The 18,286-nt window shown below is 55.4% G+C and carries 9 protein-coding genes; 1 reads left to right on the top strand and 8 read right to left on the bottom strand.

The features are described 5' to 3' along the window. Positions 1-479: 479 nt before the first annotated feature. From MKX76_RS25525 to MKX76_RS25515, 3 genes are all read right to left on the bottom strand, one after another. Positions 480-2,786 (bottom strand): AraC family transcriptional regulator, encoded by a 2,307-nt coding sequence (locus MKX76_RS25525; RefSeq protein ID WP_341034808.1) that lies wholly within the window; start codon positions 2,784-2,786, stop codon positions 480-482. A 283-nt stretch (positions 2,787-3,069) separates the two neighbouring features. After that, positions 3,070-5,583, bottom strand: a complete 2,514-nt coding sequence (locus MKX76_RS25520; RefSeq protein ID WP_341034807.1) for a U32 family peptidase — start codon at positions 5,581-5,583, stop codon at positions 3,070-3,072. Between the two features lie 297 nt (positions 5,584-5,880). Next, positions 5,881-6,978, bottom strand: coding sequence for a DNA alkylation repair protein (locus tag MKX76_RS25515; protein ID WP_341034806.1), 1,098 nt, complete (start codon positions 6,976-6,978; stop codon positions 5,881-5,883). Between the two features lie 424 nt (positions 6,979-7,402). On the opposite strand from MKX76_RS25515, the gene MKX76_RS25510 reads away from it, so the two are divergent. Next, on the top strand, positions 7,403-8,620 hold the full coding sequence (locus MKX76_RS25510) for an MFS transporter (RefSeq protein ID WP_077568370.1): 1,218 nt from the start codon (positions 7,403-7,405) through the stop codon (positions 8,618-8,620). Between the two features lie 116 nt (positions 8,621-8,736). Here the strand turns inward: MKX76_RS25510 and MKX76_RS25505 are convergent, their stop codons facing one another. The 5 genes from MKX76_RS25505 to uvrA all read right to left on the bottom strand — a co-directional run bounded on the left by MKX76_RS25505 (position 8,737) and on the right by uvrA (position 18,234). Further along, positions 8,737-10,692, bottom strand: coding sequence for a translation factor GTPase family protein (locus MKX76_RS25505; RefSeq protein WP_341034805.1), 1,956 nt, complete (start codon positions 10,690-10,692; stop codon positions 8,737-8,739). A gap of 419 nt (positions 10,693-11,111) precedes the next feature. Then, a complete protein-coding gene (locus MKX76_RS25500) occupies positions 11,112-13,043 on the bottom strand; it encodes a copper amine oxidase N-terminal domain-containing protein (RefSeq protein WP_341034804.1) in 1,932 nt (643 codons plus the stop codon). Further along, on the bottom strand, positions 13,040-14,068 hold the full coding sequence (locus MKX76_RS25495) for a S1C family serine protease (protein WP_445669858.1): 1,029 nt from the start codon (positions 14,066-14,068) through the stop codon (positions 13,040-13,042). The genes MKX76_RS25500 and MKX76_RS25495 overlap by 4 nt, the downstream gene beginning before the upstream one ends. A 653-nt stretch (positions 14,069-14,721) precedes the next feature. Next, a complete protein-coding gene (locus MKX76_RS25490; protein ID WP_007132258.1) occupies positions 14,722-14,928 on the bottom strand; it encodes a hypothetical protein in 207 nt (68 codons plus the stop codon). Positions 14,929-15,366: 438 nt separating this feature from the next. Next, the gene (uvrA, locus tag MKX76_RS25485) at positions 15,367-18,234 is read right to left on the bottom strand and encodes an excinuclease ABC subunit UvrA (RefSeq protein WP_007132259.1); all 2,868 of its coding nucleotides are present in this window, start codon (positions 18,232-18,234) and stop codon (positions 15,367-15,369) included. Positions 18,235-18,286: the final 52 nt, after the last annotated feature.

Genomic DNA, 18,286 nt, shown 5'->3' with positions numbered 1-18,286 from the left:
GCGCCGATCTTTTTTTAATGAAAATGTCCTGCGGGGACAGTCGGGAATCCAGCCTCGCCTGCCACCAGTGTAAGCGCTTAACCTTTTGGGTGTCCTCAGTATGCCTTAGCGGCCGGCGAATGACAATAAACCAAATTCCAAACGCTACAAACCCCGCGGTTACAAGGTTTTTCGGATATCGAATGACTGTTTTCGCATAATAAACCGATTTCTAATGATGGCTGAATGCCCTGCTGCACCGGCGTTTGCTGCCAAGCTGCGACTCCCGATCCAGTGTGATTGACAGGCTACGATATGCCCGATATTCGTAAAATACGAAACGGGTGCAGCTTCCGCTTTGGAATGTTCTGCACCCGTTGCTTGATCCATATATACGATAAACCGTTTTCGTAATCCAAACCGCTTTCTAGGAATCCGAACCCTTCGTCATCCAAACCGCCTTCTAGGAATCCAGAACGTTTTCTTCATCCAACCGCCTTCTAGGATTCCAGCTCCGTACCCGGCGAGGCCTTCATCTTGAGCTTGCGGTAATCCCCCGGCGTCATCCCCACCGTCCGTTTGAACACCCGGCCAAACGTTATGGCGTTGGCATACCCGATTTTCTCCGCGATTTCCTGGGTTGAAAGCTCGGTATTCGCCAGCAGCTCTTCCGCCCGCTCCATCCGCAGCTGCACCAGAAAATCGACGAACTTCATATTGTATTCCATTTTAAACAGATAGCTTGCATACTTTCCGGAGATCTGGAAACGGTCGCTGAGATGCTTGAGGGATAAATCCGGATCCTCAAAATGCTCCTCGATATAATGCTTCATCTCGCTGATCATGGCACGATAGCTTTTCGTTTCGCTGAGCGCTACGTAAGTGCGGTATATTTCCGTTAAGTGGTCACTGATGCTGATCTGCAGCTCATCCAGGGTCGCTGCGCCGGCAAGAACTGGCTCCATGCCTTCCGACAGCTGGCTGCGCAGCTCGTCGGATAACGCGCCGACCTCCCGGGAGAGGAGCTGAAGCATGCTTTTGACCAGAGAGCGGATGATATCATCCTTCAGCCGCTCTTCCTTGAACGAAACGAACATGTTCTTCAGCCGGGTTCTCCACCCTTCGTTATTTAAGCGGAAGTCCTTCACCAGCTCCGAAATCTCCGTCAGATAAGGAAGCAGATGGCTTAAATCGCCTTTGGACAGCTCGTCGCCGACCAGCACGGCGTGCTTGCCCATCGCCAGCCTGTGTCCAAGCGCCTCGGAGGCGGAGCGGTACGATGCTCCGATCTCCTGGAGGCCGGCAACCTTGCCGCCCAGTCCGAAGCTCACCGACATGCGGAGCTTGTCCTCGACCCAGCCCCTGCATTCCTCGGCAGCGTGGATCAGACCCTCGCGATAGTCGCCTTCACCTTCGGGCAATGCGATCAGAATACCGACGCGGCTGCCGGTAATCCATTCAAGCCAGCTGTGGAAGCCGGCGTTGCGTGAGATTTCCTGGAACACGTTCATCAGCGCAAACTTCAGCACGTTCTGGTCACGGACGGTATGAACGTCCCGAAAACCGCTGTAATCATTGATTTCGCCAAGCATCATGGCATAACCGGCCGTCTTCGCCGGCAGCTGCATCGGAGCCAGCTCGGCCATCCGGGATTGCAGCTCCTCCTCGGGCTTCTGCCCGCTGATCAGGTCCATAATCAGCTGGCTGCGCTGAAGCTGAAGATTCTCGTGCTGCTTTTTGTCATAATCCATGGACCGGCTGATCAGGCTTTCAAGCGCACTGTCGATCATGGACAGCTCATCCTTGGCCGCCTGCGGCATGCTGAGCTGAATGGACTCCACGCGGTTCATCAGCGCTTTGATCGGCTGATAGTTCCGTCTGGTAATATACACGATGTAGATAATGGCGAGCACCACGGTCACAAAGCCGATCACGATCCAGATGTAGGACACGACCGACACCCAGGCATAGAGCTGGCCCGCCCGGAGGCCGCTTTCAAACGTCCACCCCAGCTGATCCGATTGCAGCGTCGTCAGCACCTTGCCTTCTTTGGCCCGGTTATCCCCTCCCATTCGGGACGCTTCGAAGATCAGCTCTCCGCCGGAGTCCAGAATATTCAAAAAGGAAACGCTGTCATTTATCATCGGATTGATCATCTGCTCCACCCGGTAGATGCCGACGTTGATTACAAGCAGACCCTGAGTGCCGAAGGGGAGCGGCAAATTTTTATGCATGGAGATGACCTGCTTCGGCTTGCTTTCGCCCAGGCCCGTCATGGAGCGCACGGCCGACCAGCCCCGGTAATCGGGCTCCTTCAGAGCTTGCTCGATGAACGACCGGTCCGGGAACGATTGGAGCGGACTCTGGCCGCTTGTGGTTAGCACCGACTGATCCGAGTGACGGTACAAATAGACCGATTCAATCAGACCGCTTCCCGTCTGCAGTCCGCGCAGGCGCTTCACCAGCGAGTGCATCAGGTTCTGATCGGATGAAGGGTCGCTGAACAGATAGCTGGAGTAGAGGGAGCTGGTCTCCACTTCGTTCAGCACGTCCATTTCAATGGCATTGATAGAGCGGTCCAGGTCTTCCATAATAAACCGCGTGGAAATCCCGTTCGCCTTGGCCGCCTCTTCACGCGAGGCTTCGTTGAACATAATGAAAGAAAGAAACACGATGATCGTAATCGTAATGAGGAAAATGGGAAAATAGGAGAGAAGCAGCTTGCGATACCAGTTGTGCTGCAAAGGGTTCAGTCCTTTCTCTTCCAGGTTAAGCGTTTTACTTATGCTTGTGCTATATTGTAGCACGTTCTTGTCTCTCTCTGAAAGAGGGGTGTCCCTGGTGAAAGGACCTCTGGATGAAGCTGCTGCCATCAGACGACAATCTGGACGCTAAAAAAAGGAGTGATGCCCGCACCGGCATCACTCCTTCTTATTCACGCGCTTGGGGTCGCTTGGTTCGAACGTTGTGCGTCCTCGCGCTTTATTTCCTTTATGGGATCGCTATGCTGCAAGCGCTGCGCGTCCTCTTATTATCGTTCAGGGGATCGCTCACTCGCTAGCTACCATACACAATCCTTCCGGGCTCCCTTTATTTCACCAGCTGCCCCCGCGTAACGCCGAGTTGGTTGGTCGCCTTCAGCGTTTTCCACACCTGGGTTCCGCTGATTTCTCCGCGCAGAGCACGGTTGTACAGATCGATGACCTGATGAACCTGCTCCGGCGTTTCTTCCAGGAATTCCACCCGGTAGCGCGGCACGCCGAGTTCCATGAAGTTCGAGAGGTATTCCGCACCGGACTGCTCAATGGCGTTGTATACCGTGTTGCGGCAGCCTTCGTCCACGCGCACCGGATGGGACATGCCGATCCGGTCCTGCAGGGATGCCCGATGCGCCTCGCATGGACGGCCGCAGTTCGTGTAGTCCGTTCCTTCGCTAAGGAAGGTACAGTACACGCAGTGCTCGGTATGGAACATCGGCAGATGCTGATGGATGACGATCTCCAGCTTCGACGTGTCCGCCTTGCGGAGAAGATCCACCATCTGCTGGATGTTCAGGTCATACGAAGGCGTGACGACGTCGCAACCGACTTCGGTGAACAGGTCAACCGTTTTGTGGTTGGCCATGTTCAGGGAGAAGTCGCCGATCAGCCGGGGATGCTTCGCCCCCGGGTTCTCCATCCGGTGGCGCAGGTAGAAATACAGCGCCCCGGTGTTGCGCACCAGCACGGCGTCCGGCTGGAGGCGCAGGATGTTGTTATGGTAGCCGTTCTCGCCCGGCATGTGGATGCGCGGCGTAGCCAGCGCAATCTGCTTGCCGGCTGCCCGGACGGCTTCCACCGCTGCCGGGAACTGCTTGATGAACTCGAAGTCGGCGTAGATCATCTCGACGCCGGCTTCGAGCGCAGCCTGCACCTGCGGCAGGCTGCGGCACAGCGCGGTCAGCTGCGCTTCCCCGCGCTTCACCGGCGCTGCAGGCGCAGCTGCATCGCCATACACCTCCACCGCCCGCTTCACATATACGGGCGGCTTCGGCCGCTCGCCGGCAAGCTGCTCCACCGCACGGCGGCGGATGCTGTTCAGCTCGCGAATCGGCACGATGACGTCGCCGTACAGGTCGACGTCCAGTTCCTCAAGCTGGAACACCGTTCCGCCCAGGCGGCCCAGCTGCTCCTCGAGAATCTCCCGATTCAGGGGCCGCTTCTGGGCGACTTCCAGCTCCAGCTCCGAATCCACCTGGACCGTCGTGCCCTTCTGCACATCGGTCCACCAGGTCGACAGCGGCTGTCCCGGACGTCCGCTCACCCGCACATGCACCGGGAACACCCGGTACGGCTTGTCCGTCTCGAACGTCTGGCGGAGGCGCTTGTCCAGCGCCGGATCGCTCGTCTTCCAGATCCGGTCGCCGACATGAACCTTGCGCAGATCCACATCGCTGCGGCCCGGCACGATATCGATGATCCAGCCCTCCTGCGCCTCGCCCTCCAGCTTGACGCCTTTACGGCGCACGTCATAGACGCGTCCGCCTTCTTCCTTCTTCGTCGGGTCGCCTGCATCGAATACGATGCCGTCGCCGCGCTTCAGCGGCGCTTCCAGCTTGCAGACGACGCCGTCGCGCAGGATCTGCTCCACCCGGCCGAGATACACGCCGCGGCTTTTCGGGAATGTGCCCTCAACCAGCTTTTTATTATTCGTGCCTTCCAGGAAACCATGCGTGAAGCCGCGCGAGAAGCTCTGCTGCAGCTCGCGGACCTCTTCCTTGCTCGGACGCGCATCCTCGCCGTCGAAATAACGGTCAATGGCTTTCCGGTACTTGCTCACGACGTTCGCCACATATTCAGGGCTCTTCAGACGGCCCTCAATCTTGAAGGAGGTCACGCCCGCTTCAATCAGCTCCGGCATCAGGTCAATCGCCGCCAGATCCTTCGGAGACAGCAGGTATGCCACATCGCCCATCGGCTTCTGCTCCCCGTCCACGATCAGATCATACGGCAGGCGGCATGCCTGCGCGCACTCGCCGCGGTTGGCCGAACGGCCGCCCCACATTTCGGAGGTCAGGCACTGTCCCGAGTACGACACGCACAGCGCGCCATGCACGAACACTTCCATCGGCAGCTTCGCTTGCTCGCCAATTTTTTGAATTTGCTTCAGATTGTTCTCCCGTCCCAGCACGACCCGCTCCATATTGAACGGCTTCGTGAACTCGACCGCCTCCGGCGACGTAATCGTCATCTGGGTAGAGCCATGTATCGGGAAATCCGGCGAGATTTCGCGGATCAGCTTCACGAGCCCCAAATCCTGCACGATCACCGCGTCCACGCCGGCGTCCACGCACGCATCGATCAGCTCCTTGGCATCCTCCAGCTCGTTCTCAAACACCAGGATATTAAAGGTCAGGAACCCCTTTACCCCGTAGCTGTGCAGGAACGCCATAATCTCCGGCAGCTCATCCATCCGGAAATTGTTCGCCCGCGCCCGGGCGTTAAACTTCTCGACGCCGAAAAAAATCGCATCCGCGCCGTTCGCCACGGCTGCCCGCATGCAGTCCCAATCGCCTGCCGGGGCCAGCAGCTCCACGTCTTCTCTTCGCAATGCTTTTATGTCCATCGATATCCTCCATCAACCGGCGCCAGGCCGGCATGCTATATATACTTTCTTCTTGTGCTCTACGAACAAGCGAAAGCAGTAAGCAAGACTGTTCTCCTGTCTCTTCCCTGCATTCTGCCCCTCATCAAACACCGTTCATTTTCATAGAATATACGACGATTCGTTATACCATCTATTGTAAAAGCATTGAAAGCTTTTCAACTTATCTAGTGTACCAGAAGTCGGGCCCTGCTTCTACCTGCTTGCTTGATTTCCACCGTTTTAATAGTGTTGCCAGAATCCGCACGCAGCTATCTCCTACTCCGTTCCCTCCAGCACAAAATCCATACTCGCCAGCCGCTTGCCGTTGACGATAATATGAAGCCGATGGTCGCCGGAATAAAATCGCCGCGTGGAAATCAGCTTAAACGATTGCTTCTTCTCCACCGTCCAGCATCCCGGAGCATACCGCTTGTCTGAGCATTTATAGCGCTTCGGAGCCAGCTTGCCGCTCGCCTTCATATAATCGATCTCATAATCGATTCGCAGGGATACTGGACTTCCCGTATCGTTCACAACCTGAAAGCTGAATTCCAGCTCCTCCCCTACTGCGATCAACGGGCGTTTGATTTTGAGCTCGCGAACTTCGATGCCCTCCAGCTCCTCAAGCTCCTGATAGCCAAAAATCGCAAGCGCCCGGATATCCCCCTTGCGCAGCAAGCTCCGGAGAGCATGCCGGACGATCCAGTCCGTCAGCGGATGCTTGCCGTACCAATTCGTGGCCAGCTCCAGCACCAGCTCGGGGTGATCCTTCGATATATCGTTCAGATGGTTCGCCACGCTTTTTCTGACATACAGCGACGGATCCTCTTTAAGCCGCTCCAGGATCGGCAGCGCCGGCCGCGGGTCGCGGATCAGGCTTGGCAGCTGGGAAGCCCAGGGCAGACGGGGTCTGATACCTTCGCTCGCAAGCCGCCGCAGATGCTCGTCATCCGACTCCGCCCACGTCGCCATCTGCGCCAGCATTCGCTCCTGGTCCCGGATAACGAAGGGGCGCACCGCAAATTCGGCAGTCGAATAATGCGTGAATACAGCCAAAGCCTCCATCGACGTATCCCACTGGTCCAATCCGTTCAGCTCCACGTAATCCGGGAAGAAAATATACTCTACGCCCCGGAAAAACGGAGCAGCCTGCGTCAATATCGTAACCGCCTCCGGATACGAACCAGGCAGCACTTCGGTTAGCGCCACCGTAATATGGCGGACGCGCTGCTTGAACTCCTCTTGCTCCCAGGCTTCATTATGAATCAGCCCCAGAAACCGGCCTTCATCGAACTCGTTATATACCTCTCCGATTCGTCCCGCCACCGCTTGCAGCAATTCCGCTGTATATAAATCCTTTAAGGTTTCTCGCATGTCGATCTCCTTATGAAAAAAATTTTCGCTATCATTTCCTCCCCATTTTCGCTCCATCCAAAGGGCGATAATTGCGCCAGCCATGCGGCTTCCCGCCCGTAATCCCTCACGCCCTGCGACCGGAAGCGCCGTGCTCGGTGCCCTTCCCATTCCATATCATGTGGTGTAGGATGAAATTATTAGACGCCTGTCGCTGAGGAAGGTACCTGGATGCTTGGGATGATTCCAGTTTACCAAATTTGGGGGGCGTTTTGCTGTACGGGTCTTGTTCGGGGCAAACTCGATTGCCATTTTCTTTAAACTTTTTTTATCAGGAGTTCCAGAGCTTTTTCATACATACCGCATTTTGCATAGGAGACAGGGGGGGATTTAGCATCCGCAGAGGAAGATGAACGAATCATGCACATCAGGAGATGAAGAAGACATGGAAAGTTGGAAGAAAAATTTATGGATTTTATGGTTCGGTTCTTTTATCGTTTCATCAAGCTTCTCGATGGTCATTCCCTTTCTCCCGCTGTTTCTGATTGAGCTCGGCGTTACCAAGCATACGGAAATGTGGTCGGGCCTGCTGTTCAGCTCGGCTTTTTTTGCCGGCGCGCTCTCCTCGCCGTTCTGGGGAGCGGTCGGCGATAAATACGGCCGTAAACCGATGATTATTCGGGCGGGCATGGTGCTCTTCGTCATCTATGTGCTGATGGCGTTCGTCACGAACGAGTATCAGGTGCTGATTCTGCGCCTGCTTCAGGGGCTGCTTTCCGGGTTTATCCCCGGGGCCATTGCCATTGTCGGCACGAATACCCCGGAGAAAAAAGTCGGCTACGCGCTCTCCATGATGTCGACGGCAACCGCGACCGGCGGCATTATGGGACCGATGATCGGCGGTACCCTCGCCTCCCTCTTTAGCAACCGCATGGCGTTCGGACTAGCCGGGGGGCTCTGCTTTATCGCTACGCTGCTCGTTATTTTCTGGGTTAAGGAAGAGAAATTCGTGCCGAGCAAGGAGCGGGTGTCGGTAATGAATACATTTAAAGTCGCCGGTCATAACAAAGCGCTGTTGACCGTGCTGGCGCTTACCCTGCTCACGCAGTTTTCCGTCATGACGATTGAGCCCGTATTGCCGCTGTATATCGCGCAGATCGGCGGCTCGTCGAGCCATACCTCCATGATTGCCGGCTTCGTCTTTTCGATCGTAGGGATTGCCAGCATTCTGTTTGCCGCACGCTGGGGGCGCCTGGCCGACAAAATCGGCTTTCACAAAGTGCTGCTGATCGGTCTTCTGGCCAGCGGCATCGGGTCTCTGGCACAGATGCTGTTTAGCAATATTTGGGCGTTCTCCGCCATCCGCTTTGTCTATGGCGCCTTCTTCTGTGCCGTATTCCCGGCGCTGAACGGCCTGGTTGTCCGCAACACGCCAAGCGAGTTCAGGGGCCGGGCGTTCAGCCTGAGCCAGACGGCAAACCAAATCGGCGGCATGGCCGGTCCGCTCTTCGGCGGTCTGGTCAGCGGCATCTTCAACATTCATTCCGTATTCATGATGACCGGCCTATTGATGCTGATTACGACGGTGATCACGTACTGGACGATGCGCAATTCTGGGCAGTCTCCCCTGCCCGCCAAGAACAAAACTTCCGCATCTTCCTAAGGTGTAAAACTTATTATACAGAGAAGGAACGAGGCGTCTTTCATGCGCCCCGCTCCTTCTTTTTACAATGACCCATTCCGTGACTTCCGCATGCTAATGCTCGGCCACTTCCACACTTACACATGCATAAGCTTGTCCGCCTCATCCCATGGTACCGCATAGCCCGCTCCCTTCGCGCAGAAGATGGAGGATGAGGTGTACTCGGGGTCGGCATTTTTGTCGTACCCGATTCGGCGGATCACTTCTTCTTCGTTATGGCAGCGGTCATAACCGCCGTACGTCAGGGTGATCGCTCCCCTCCCCTTCGTATAGGCCGCCAATTCCATCGCATAATTCATCAGGGTAGAGACCGGGGCGATGCCTGTTACCGTCACCTTGTCTCCCGTCGTGTCCGGCGGCTCGAACGTCGCCTTGGCCTGTGTCAGATCCGACAGCAGCCGGCCGATGTGCTCGAGCTCCACTTTGATTTTGAACTGATAATACGGCTCCAGCAGCAAACTCGTCGTTTTCTCCAGCCCTTGTCTGAGCGCGCGGAAGGTCGCTTCGCGAAAATCCCCGCCATGGGTATGCTTGTTATGCGCCCGTCCTTTTAACAGCGTGATCTTCATGTCGGTCAACGGAGAGCCCGTGAGCAGCCCATGATGCTCCCGCTCGCCGATGTGCTGGGCGACGAGATGCTGGTAGTTCACCGGCAGCATGTCGGGATGGCATGCATTCGCAAACACGATGCCGCTGTTCCGCTCTCCCGGCTCCAGCTTCAGATGAACCTCCGCATAATGCTTGAGCGGCTCGAAATGCCCGCTGCCGATGCTCGGATGGGCGATCGTTTCTTTATATAATATCTCCGGCTCGGCGAATCCGATCCGGTGTCCGAACCGTTCGTCCACGATCCGCTGCAGCACCTCCAGCTGAATGGTCCCCATGACATGGAGATGGATGCCCTGAGAAGCCTCATCCCACTGGACGGACAGGGAGGGATCCTCAGCATCCAGCAGCCGGAAGATCCGCAGCATGTCCTTCGGATGGACCGAGGAATCGAACTGTACCTTCGATTTCAGCGTAGGCACGAGCTCATAGACCGTTCTGCCGCCAAGCGCCCCCAAGCCGTCCCCGGCCGATGCCGATGACAGCCCGGTCACCACGAACAAGTCCCCGGCGCTGACCTCATCGACCATGGTAAATTTCTTGCCGTGAACCAGGCGAATTCCAGTGATCTTCTCCCGCATGCCGGCAGGGCCGCCGTGATAGGTAACTTCATCCCGTACACGCAGCTTGCCGCTCAAAGCTTTTATATAGGTCAGCCTGGTTCCCTGATCGTCATGGCGAATTTTGTACACCCGGCCGGAGAACTCCGCCTCTCTGTCATAATCGGTATAAAGGAGGCTGTCCAGCTGGAGCAGAAAGTGGGACACGCCGATACTTTGCAGAGCCGAGCCGCTAAAGCACGGGAAGCATCGTCCATCCTGAATCATCTTTCTCATTGCACTAAGCCATGTGCCCGCATCGAACCCTTGGTCGATATACTGCTCCAGGAGTCTCTCGTCCCGCTCGGCAACGGCCTCTGCCAGAGAGGGCGACATCCCGCCTTCATGCAGCTTGTCTCCCTTGGAAATCAAACAGACATCTTCAGTAAGCTCCCGTCTGATCTCTTCGAGCACCCTTTCGGGATCTGCTCCCGTTCGATCGATTTTATTCAGGAAAAAGAAGGTCGGCACCCCATACTTGCGCAGCAGCTGCCACACCGTCTCCGTATGGCCTTCCACGCCTTCCACCGCACTGATCACGACGACGGCGGCATCCATAACCTGAATGGCCCGCTCCATCTCCGGCGAGAAGTCGACGTGGCCGGGCGTGTCGATCAGATAATAGGTTGAGCCTTGAAACGGCATGATCGCCTGATCCGCAAAAACCGTGATGCCCCGCTCTTTTTCAATGTCGTGGTTATCCATATAAGCGTTCCGGTGATCCACCCGTCCGCGCTCCTGAATGGTATGTGTTAGATATAGAAGCTGCTCCGCCAGCGTGGTTTTGCCTGCATCCACATGGGCGAACAGACCGATCGTTTTGTTCAATGCGATCCCCTCATTCCTCTACCCGGTATTCGTGCCTAGCAAGTCGGTGTTATTGTATCACAGCGGGCAGTCGGCAGGAACTGTCGTAACGGCAGTCGTAATCGCTATTGCCAGCAGGCGCCCAGGCATCTTTCACTTAGAACGCATTCCGTTTTGATGGCTTCGATCGGTTCGATTGGATTCTTCCGAATCCATTCCCTTTCTCCCCCTCATCCTCCCGGTTCACCCAACACAAGCTCCATAGCAAAAAAATCGCTGTTCCTGCACAAAAAAAATCGCCGTCCCCGCACCAAGTGGTGCTCTTTGGGGACAGCGATTCGGCCCGGGCCGAGATCGCCCTTATTTACATCCAACTCATCATCTCGGAAACTCATAAGGTTAACTCATTATCCCGGCACTCCATTAGCCCTGCGTGGACATTATTTGACGAACTCAAAGGAGGACAGCGTCCGATCGAGCGCAGCCTGCTGGGCTTCCGTTGCATTGGCATCATTCAGCGTGGTGATGATCGTGTAGGTGATGCCCCCGTTCTCGAATACCAGCTCCCGGGTCGTATATTCAATGCCATTTTTGACCTGATGCACATTGAAGGACACCGCCGGAACACCGGCAACCTTCGTCTGCTCGATCCCCAGCAGCTTAAGCGATGCGCCCGGCACAGAGGCGGCTTCATTGTAGTAACGCTTCAGCTGGCTAACCACGTATTCCGCGGTTGTGTCCTGCTGGACCGCAAGCTCGAACCGGCCTCCGGCAAATGCATATTCGATATTCTCCTGCTCGAACTGGTCGCGCACCGGCTCCCAATACTTTGGAATATCAATATGATAACGATATGTCCGGGAGCTCTTCGCGCTCATCCGCGTTTTGTCCGTGAGGAAGCCTTCTTCACCGATTCGTCCGAAGTTCTCCGGTACCGCCTCATAATCGATTTCCACCGATTCCAGCACCTTCTTCCAACTCGCGGCCGTGGCTTCCTGCCCTTCCGGCACCGCATATTCCAAATAGTAGCGGTAGCCGTTCTTCTGAACCATCACTTCATACTCCGTGATCCACTTGTCGCCGTACGTATACCGCACTTCCTGAACCTGTCCCCGGACCCCTGAAATTTCGACAGGCGTTACGCCAATAATCTGGTACGCATCCTTCACGAACGACTCCGCGAACCAATCCTGAAGCCGCTGCGCCCAGGCTGCCAGCGTGCCGTTCGCTCCGGCCGGCGCCGATGTGACCGATACGGACAAGTATCCCTGTTTCTCGGCCCCGTACAGCATCTCCCGATTGTCGATCTGCCAGCCGGCCGGCACCATCAGGCGGATGCCGTATTCTGCATTGCCGGCCTCGCGCAGCCCGTTCACGACCGTCGAGATATCTTTAAGCGACTTATCCGATCCGTTATACGAGGTACGGAACGAACCGAGCAGCCCTGCATGCTTATCCATATCACGATAGTGGACCGCCTCCGCATCCGCAAAATACAGCTCGTACAACTTCTTGTTGTCATAATACTGCCGGCTTTCCCACAGCACGCCGTCCACGTCGCGGGAAACAATGCGGGCATAAGGCAGCGCTCCGGCTTCGACCTTCTCCTCGTGCAGCACGATGTCGCCGGATGCCTCGACCTCCTTCACCAGCTGTTCGAGGAGATCATCCGTGTCCAGCTCCACCTCTTGCGGGGTTACATGCACCTCCAGGTAATAGCGGCCCGCGGTGTCATTGAACGCAGTCCCGCTCTCATCATCCGAGCCTCGCCCGACCATCATCCAGGACGGGTAATTGATGCTCCAGCCGTAATAGCTGTTGCCGATTCGGGTCTTGCCGTTGCTTGTGTTGATCGCATCCTCGTCGCGCTTCTCTTCCTTATCGGTAACGGTCAAGCTGATCGACAGCTTTCCTTGGGACGAGGTTACCTTAGCTCCGATCCCTGATGCCACATTCCGCAGCGGTACCATGAGCGTTCCCGAGACCATCGTCGGGGCAGCCGGCAGCTGCACCTTCTTGCCGTCGATCCAGGCCGTCTTGTTATCGATCACAAGCACGACCGTGTGGGGCCCCTGCAGCAGCCGAACCCGATTCTCTCCTTCAAGCCGAATCTCGGTGCCAAACGCTTTCTTGAATACGCTTAGCGGCACCATCAGCACGCCTTGCTTCACAACCGGCTTCGCGATTTCGTACGCATTGCCGTTGACGGAAGCCTTACTGCTGCCGCTCTGAATCGTCAGCACCCGCTTCTCCGATGCCGCATCGCCCCATGCCGGAATCGATAATGCTGCCAGCAGTACCGCCGATGACAAAGCTCCGACAGCCATCTTTCTCAGCCCGCGCGATATTCCGGTTCTCTCTCCCTTGATCATGCGCTTTCGCCTCCCTCATCGTCAGTCGATACAGCGGAAGCGCCGTCCTGGCTGAGCTTCAGGCTGACGTTTACAATATCCCCGTCCCGCTGCATCAGCAGGCGAACCTGCTGTCCCGGCGTGTAGGACTTCAGCCGCTCATTAATATCCACCACGGAGTAGACACGCTTTCCATTGATGCCATACAGCACGTCTCCCTCCGCTATTCCAGCCTTTTTGGCCTCGGCGGACAGCACCTTGGTGACCGTCAGCGGGTCATCCGAAGGCAGCCCGACAATGGCGGACCAGCTTTCCTCCAGCTCCAGCCCAAGCGTGGCTCTCCGAACCTCGCCGTACTTCAGCAGATGATCGACAACATACCGGACGGTTTCCGCCGGAATGGAGAAGCCCATGTTTTCGATGCCGACAGCGGCGAATTTCTTGCTATTGATGCCGATGACCTCGCCCTTTAAATTGACAAGCGGTCCTCCGCTATTTCCCGGATTGATTGCGGTATCCGTCTGAATCAATCGGTAGGAGCCGTCAACGCTCCGGTTCAGCCCGCTGACCACCCCGACCGAAGCGGAGTTCCGGAGCGAGAACGAGATCGGCGTACCGATTGCAACGACCGTCTCGCCAACCACTGCCTCCTGGGCGGTTACCGCGAACACAGCTGGCTTGAGGGATTTGGCGTTGATTTTGACGAGTGCGATATCACTCTTCGGATCGCTAAAAACAGCCTTTGCCTTATAGGACTTGCCGTCGGACGTAACGACGGTAATGCCGCTTAGCCCGTCCACTACATGGGCGTTCGTTACGATCCAGCCGTCCGCTTTCCAGATGACGCCCGTTCCGTGCGCCAGATTATATCGATCATCCACTTCGCCCGGTGTTCCCTGGGCCACTTTACCGATAATGCCCACTACCGACGGCGATAATCGGCTAATCACGCTTGGTACCGTTTCTGGCTCGTATGTACTCTTGACTATAAAACTTTCTGTCGCTGCAGCCTCCCCTTCCAGAATGGCCCCATGGCTTCCTAGCATGAGCGCAGTGCTCAGCAGCAGCGCCGTTGATACTTTGTATCCGCGTCTCTTCATTTGTTCACCTGTTCCTCCCCGGTCCCATCCTCGATCCCGTTTCAACATTACTCCTGTATAAGTTGAACGTTTGATTAACGCTTAAGGCTGCCGTGTGAAATGTTCTTACGATCACTGTTGTTCCCTGATTTCTATGATTCCAAATTTATGTAGAGGGGAAATCCGGTCACAAAGGCGAACCAAGCGCGTGCTTCCGAAGCAGCTTTCCTTCAGAAAGCTTTTACCTTCTTCAGAATCATTTCTCACTATGCCTCTTTTGTTAAATCTTTAGTTTTCAACTTATATATAAGTTATCATATTTTTCCATATGCAACCATGACTTTAAGACCTATATCATGTGCACTATTGAACGGAATGCAAGACAGGTGCGTAATAATTCCTGCCAATTAAATTGCAGGGCCGCATCCCCTCCTGTTCCTGCATCAACTCGCAAAACGTCAGCCGTCCACGGACCCTCGATCAGGTTTCTAAACTTTGCCCGGTATATCAGCCGATCAGAACACAAAAAGACGCTCTCCCTGCTCCATGCAGGCGGCGTCTTGTTTGTATGTATTATCCCTTCGTCATGACCATTCATTACGATCGTCCGTACGGTTTAACTATTTGAACCAACCGGTAACCATCGCGTAGTCCGAGTACAGGAACACGAGCAAGCTGACGATACCGAAAGCGATTGCGAATTTATTTTTTTGGCGGGCCATCAACAAGCGAACCACACCAACAAAAATGAGAATGGTGAACAGGATCATAAAGATATCGAAATACTTGAACTTGGCAGTTGCATCCGATACAGCTGCAAGGAACATGAGACGTACCTCCTCGTGAGTTTCTTTCTCGGGCAAATTTGCATATCTTCTTCTATGTTATCCGTGAGTCCGCCAAGATGCAAGTCCCAGTGACCACAAAATGAAAAAAAGTCATAGAAATTTCTCATATTTAACCAGTCACTTCGTTTTTGTCGTGAAAATAATCATATTCTTGGGGCTTGGCATCATAGCACAAAGGCCGCTACAGTGGCGGATCGTTCTTCGATCATTTGTAATATCCGGGAACCGGAATGGCCCTATCCTGAAGGTAAAATCAGCATAAGCTGCAATCCTTAGGATGACCGCTTATGCCGGTCTTTTATTCGTTTGGCTTCAGGCCAACGTTCGGATTCTGAATCCATTCCGCATCCTAATAAAAAGAGCACCCGATGATCCATTCATCGGGTGCTCGGCAAGGATTCGAGAAGCGGCAGCTCCTTAACGGGCAGCCTCTACCTTATTCAGCTCCGCCGTCCGCTTCGTGTCGCGTTCCAATACCGGCTTCAGATATTTGCCTGTGTAAGACTGAGGCACCTTCACGATGTCCTCCGGCGTTCCGGTAGCGATGATGGTGCCGCCGCCGCTTCCGCCTTCCGGACCAAGGTCAATGATATAATCCGCCGTCTTAATGACATCCAGATTATGCTCAATGACCAGCACCGATTCGCCGGAATCGACTAACCGGTGAAGCACGGTAAGCAGGCGGTCGATATCGTCCACATGCAAGCCCGTGGTCGGCTCATCCAGGATATACATCGTCTTGCCCGTGCTCCGGCGATACAGCTCCGAAGCCAGCTTCACACGCTGTGCCTCCCCGCCGGAGAGCGTCGTGGCCGGCTGCCCGAGCGTAATATACCCGAGACCGACATCCATCAGCGTCTGCATCTTTCGGTGGATCTTCGGAATGTTCTGGAAGAACTCGGTGGCATTCTCCACCGTCATCTCCAGCACTTCCGATATATTTTTGCCTTTATACTTAACCTCAAGCGTCTCCCGGTTATACCGTTTGCCCTTGCATACTTCGCATGGCACATAAATATCCGGCAGGAAGTGCATCTCGATCTTGATGATGCCGTCGCCGCGGCAGGCCTCACAGCGGCCGCCCTTGACGTTGAAGCTGAAGCGGCCTTTCTTGTATCCGCGAATCTTCGCTTCGTTCGTCTGGGCGAAGATATCCCGAATATCGTCGAACACGCCGGTATAGGTGGCCGGGTTCGAGCGCGGCGTACGACCGATCGGCGACTGGTCGATATCGATCACTTTCTCGACATGCTCAAGTCCCTTGATCTCACGATACTGACCCGGGCGTACTTTCGCTTTGTTCAAATCCCGAGCAAGCGTCTTGTACAGAATCTCGTTCACCAAGGTCGATTTCCCTGAACCGGACACGCCCGTTACCGCCGTAAAGACGCCGATCGGAAACTTAACGTTGATGTTCTTGAGGTTGTTCTCCTTCGCTCCCTTGATTTCGAGCCAGCGTCCATCCGGCTTCCGGCGCTCCAGATTAACCGGGATGAACTTGCGGCCGCTCAAGTATTGGCCGGTCAGAGAATTCGGGTCCTCCATAATTTCCTTCGGCGTTCCTTGGGCAATAACCTGCCCGCCATGAATGCCGGCACCCGGACCGATATCGATGATATAATCGGCAGCCATCATCGTATCCTCGTCATGCTCAACGACGATGAGCGTGTTCCCTAGATCCCGCATATGCTCCAGCGTAGCAATCAGGCGGTCATTATCGCGCTGGTGAAGACCGATGCTGGGCTCGTCCAAAATATAGAGTACGCCCATCAAGCTCGAGCCGATCTGCGTGGCGAGCCGGATCCGCTGCGCTTCGCCGCCGGAGAGGGTCCCTGCCGAACGGCTGAGGGTCAAATAATCCAGACCCACATTGACGAGGAAGCCCAAGCGGCTATGAATTTCCTTCAGAATCAGATTGGCGATCTGCCGCTCTTTCTCGGTCAAATCCAGCGATTCGAAAAACTTCAGCGACTCTCCGATCGACAGGCTGGTGACATAAGCCATGTTACGGTCATTGATCGTAACGGCCAAGCTCTCCTTGCGGAGGCGGTGCCCCTTACATACATCGCATGGCTTGCTGCTCATGTAGCCTTCGATATATTCGCGAATGCCCTCGGAATTCGTATCGCGATAACGGCGCTCCAGGTTCGGGATGATACCCTCGAAGGTGACATACGCTTCCTTTCGCTGTCCGAAATCATTCTCATAACGGAAGTGCACCTTCTCGTTGCCCGTTCCGTACAGCAGCTTATTCATCTGCTCCTGGCTTAATTCGCTCACAGGCACATCCTGCGGAATGCCGTAATGCTGGCATACCGATTTCAGGAATTGCGGGTAATACGTCGATGTGCCGCCGCTCCAGGCCAAAAATGCCCCTTCCTCGATGCTCTTGCTCGTGTCCGGCACCAGCAGCTCGGGATCAACGATCATCTCCACGCCCAAGCCGTCGCAATCCGGACACGCACCGAACGGGGTATTAAAGGAAAACATTCTCGGCGTCAGCTCTTCCATGCTGAATCCGCAGATCGGGCAGGCAAAGTTCGAGCTGAACCGCAGCTCCTCCTGGCCGATAATATCGACCAGCAGCTGCCCGCCGGACAGGTTAAGCGCGGTCTCGATGGAGTCTGCCAGGCGCGCCTCGATATCCTCTTTAACGACGATGCGGTCAACGACAACCTCGATGGTATGCTTCTTATTCTTCTCGAGCTCAATGCTCTCGGACAGGTCGCGAAGCTCGCCGTCGACCCGCACGCGGACGAAGCCCTGCTTCGCAATGTCCGTGAACAGGTTCTTATGCTCGCCTTTTCGTCCGGAAACGACCGGGGCCAAAATTTGCAGCCTTGTCTTCTCCGGGTACTGCATAATGCGGTCCACCATCTGCTCTACCGTCTGGGACGTTATCTCCACGCCGTGCTCCGGACAGTGGGGATGCCCGATCCGGGCAAACAGAAGCCGCAGATAATCATATATTTCGGTGACCGTACCTACGGTCGAACGCGGGTTGCGGCTGGTCGTCTTCTGGTCGATCGAGATGGCCGGGGACAGACCGTCGATCGAATCCACATCCGGCTTCTCCATCTGCCCGAGGAACTGCCGGGCATATGCGGAGAGCGATTCTACATACCGGCGCTGCCCCTCGGCATAAATGGTGTCAAACGCGAGGGAGGATTTGCCCGAGCCGCTAAGTCCGGTCAGCACAACAAACTTGTCGCGCGGGATCGTGATGTCGATATTCTTCAAATTGTGTGCGCGGGCGCCTTTAATCACAATATTCTCACTGGCCAAACGATATCATCTCCTACTCCGTGCATAAAAATATGAGCCTGTATATATGAAC

It is taken from the genome of Paenibacillus sp. FSL R5-0810 (assembly GCF_038002285.1).
Classification (GTDB): Bacteria; Bacillota; Bacilli; order Paenibacillales; family Paenibacillaceae; genus Paenibacillus_AQ; species Paenibacillus_AQ lactis.
The sequence above is the reverse complement of the archived record's forward strand: the minus strand, read 5'-3'. Positions and strand labels throughout refer to the sequence as shown.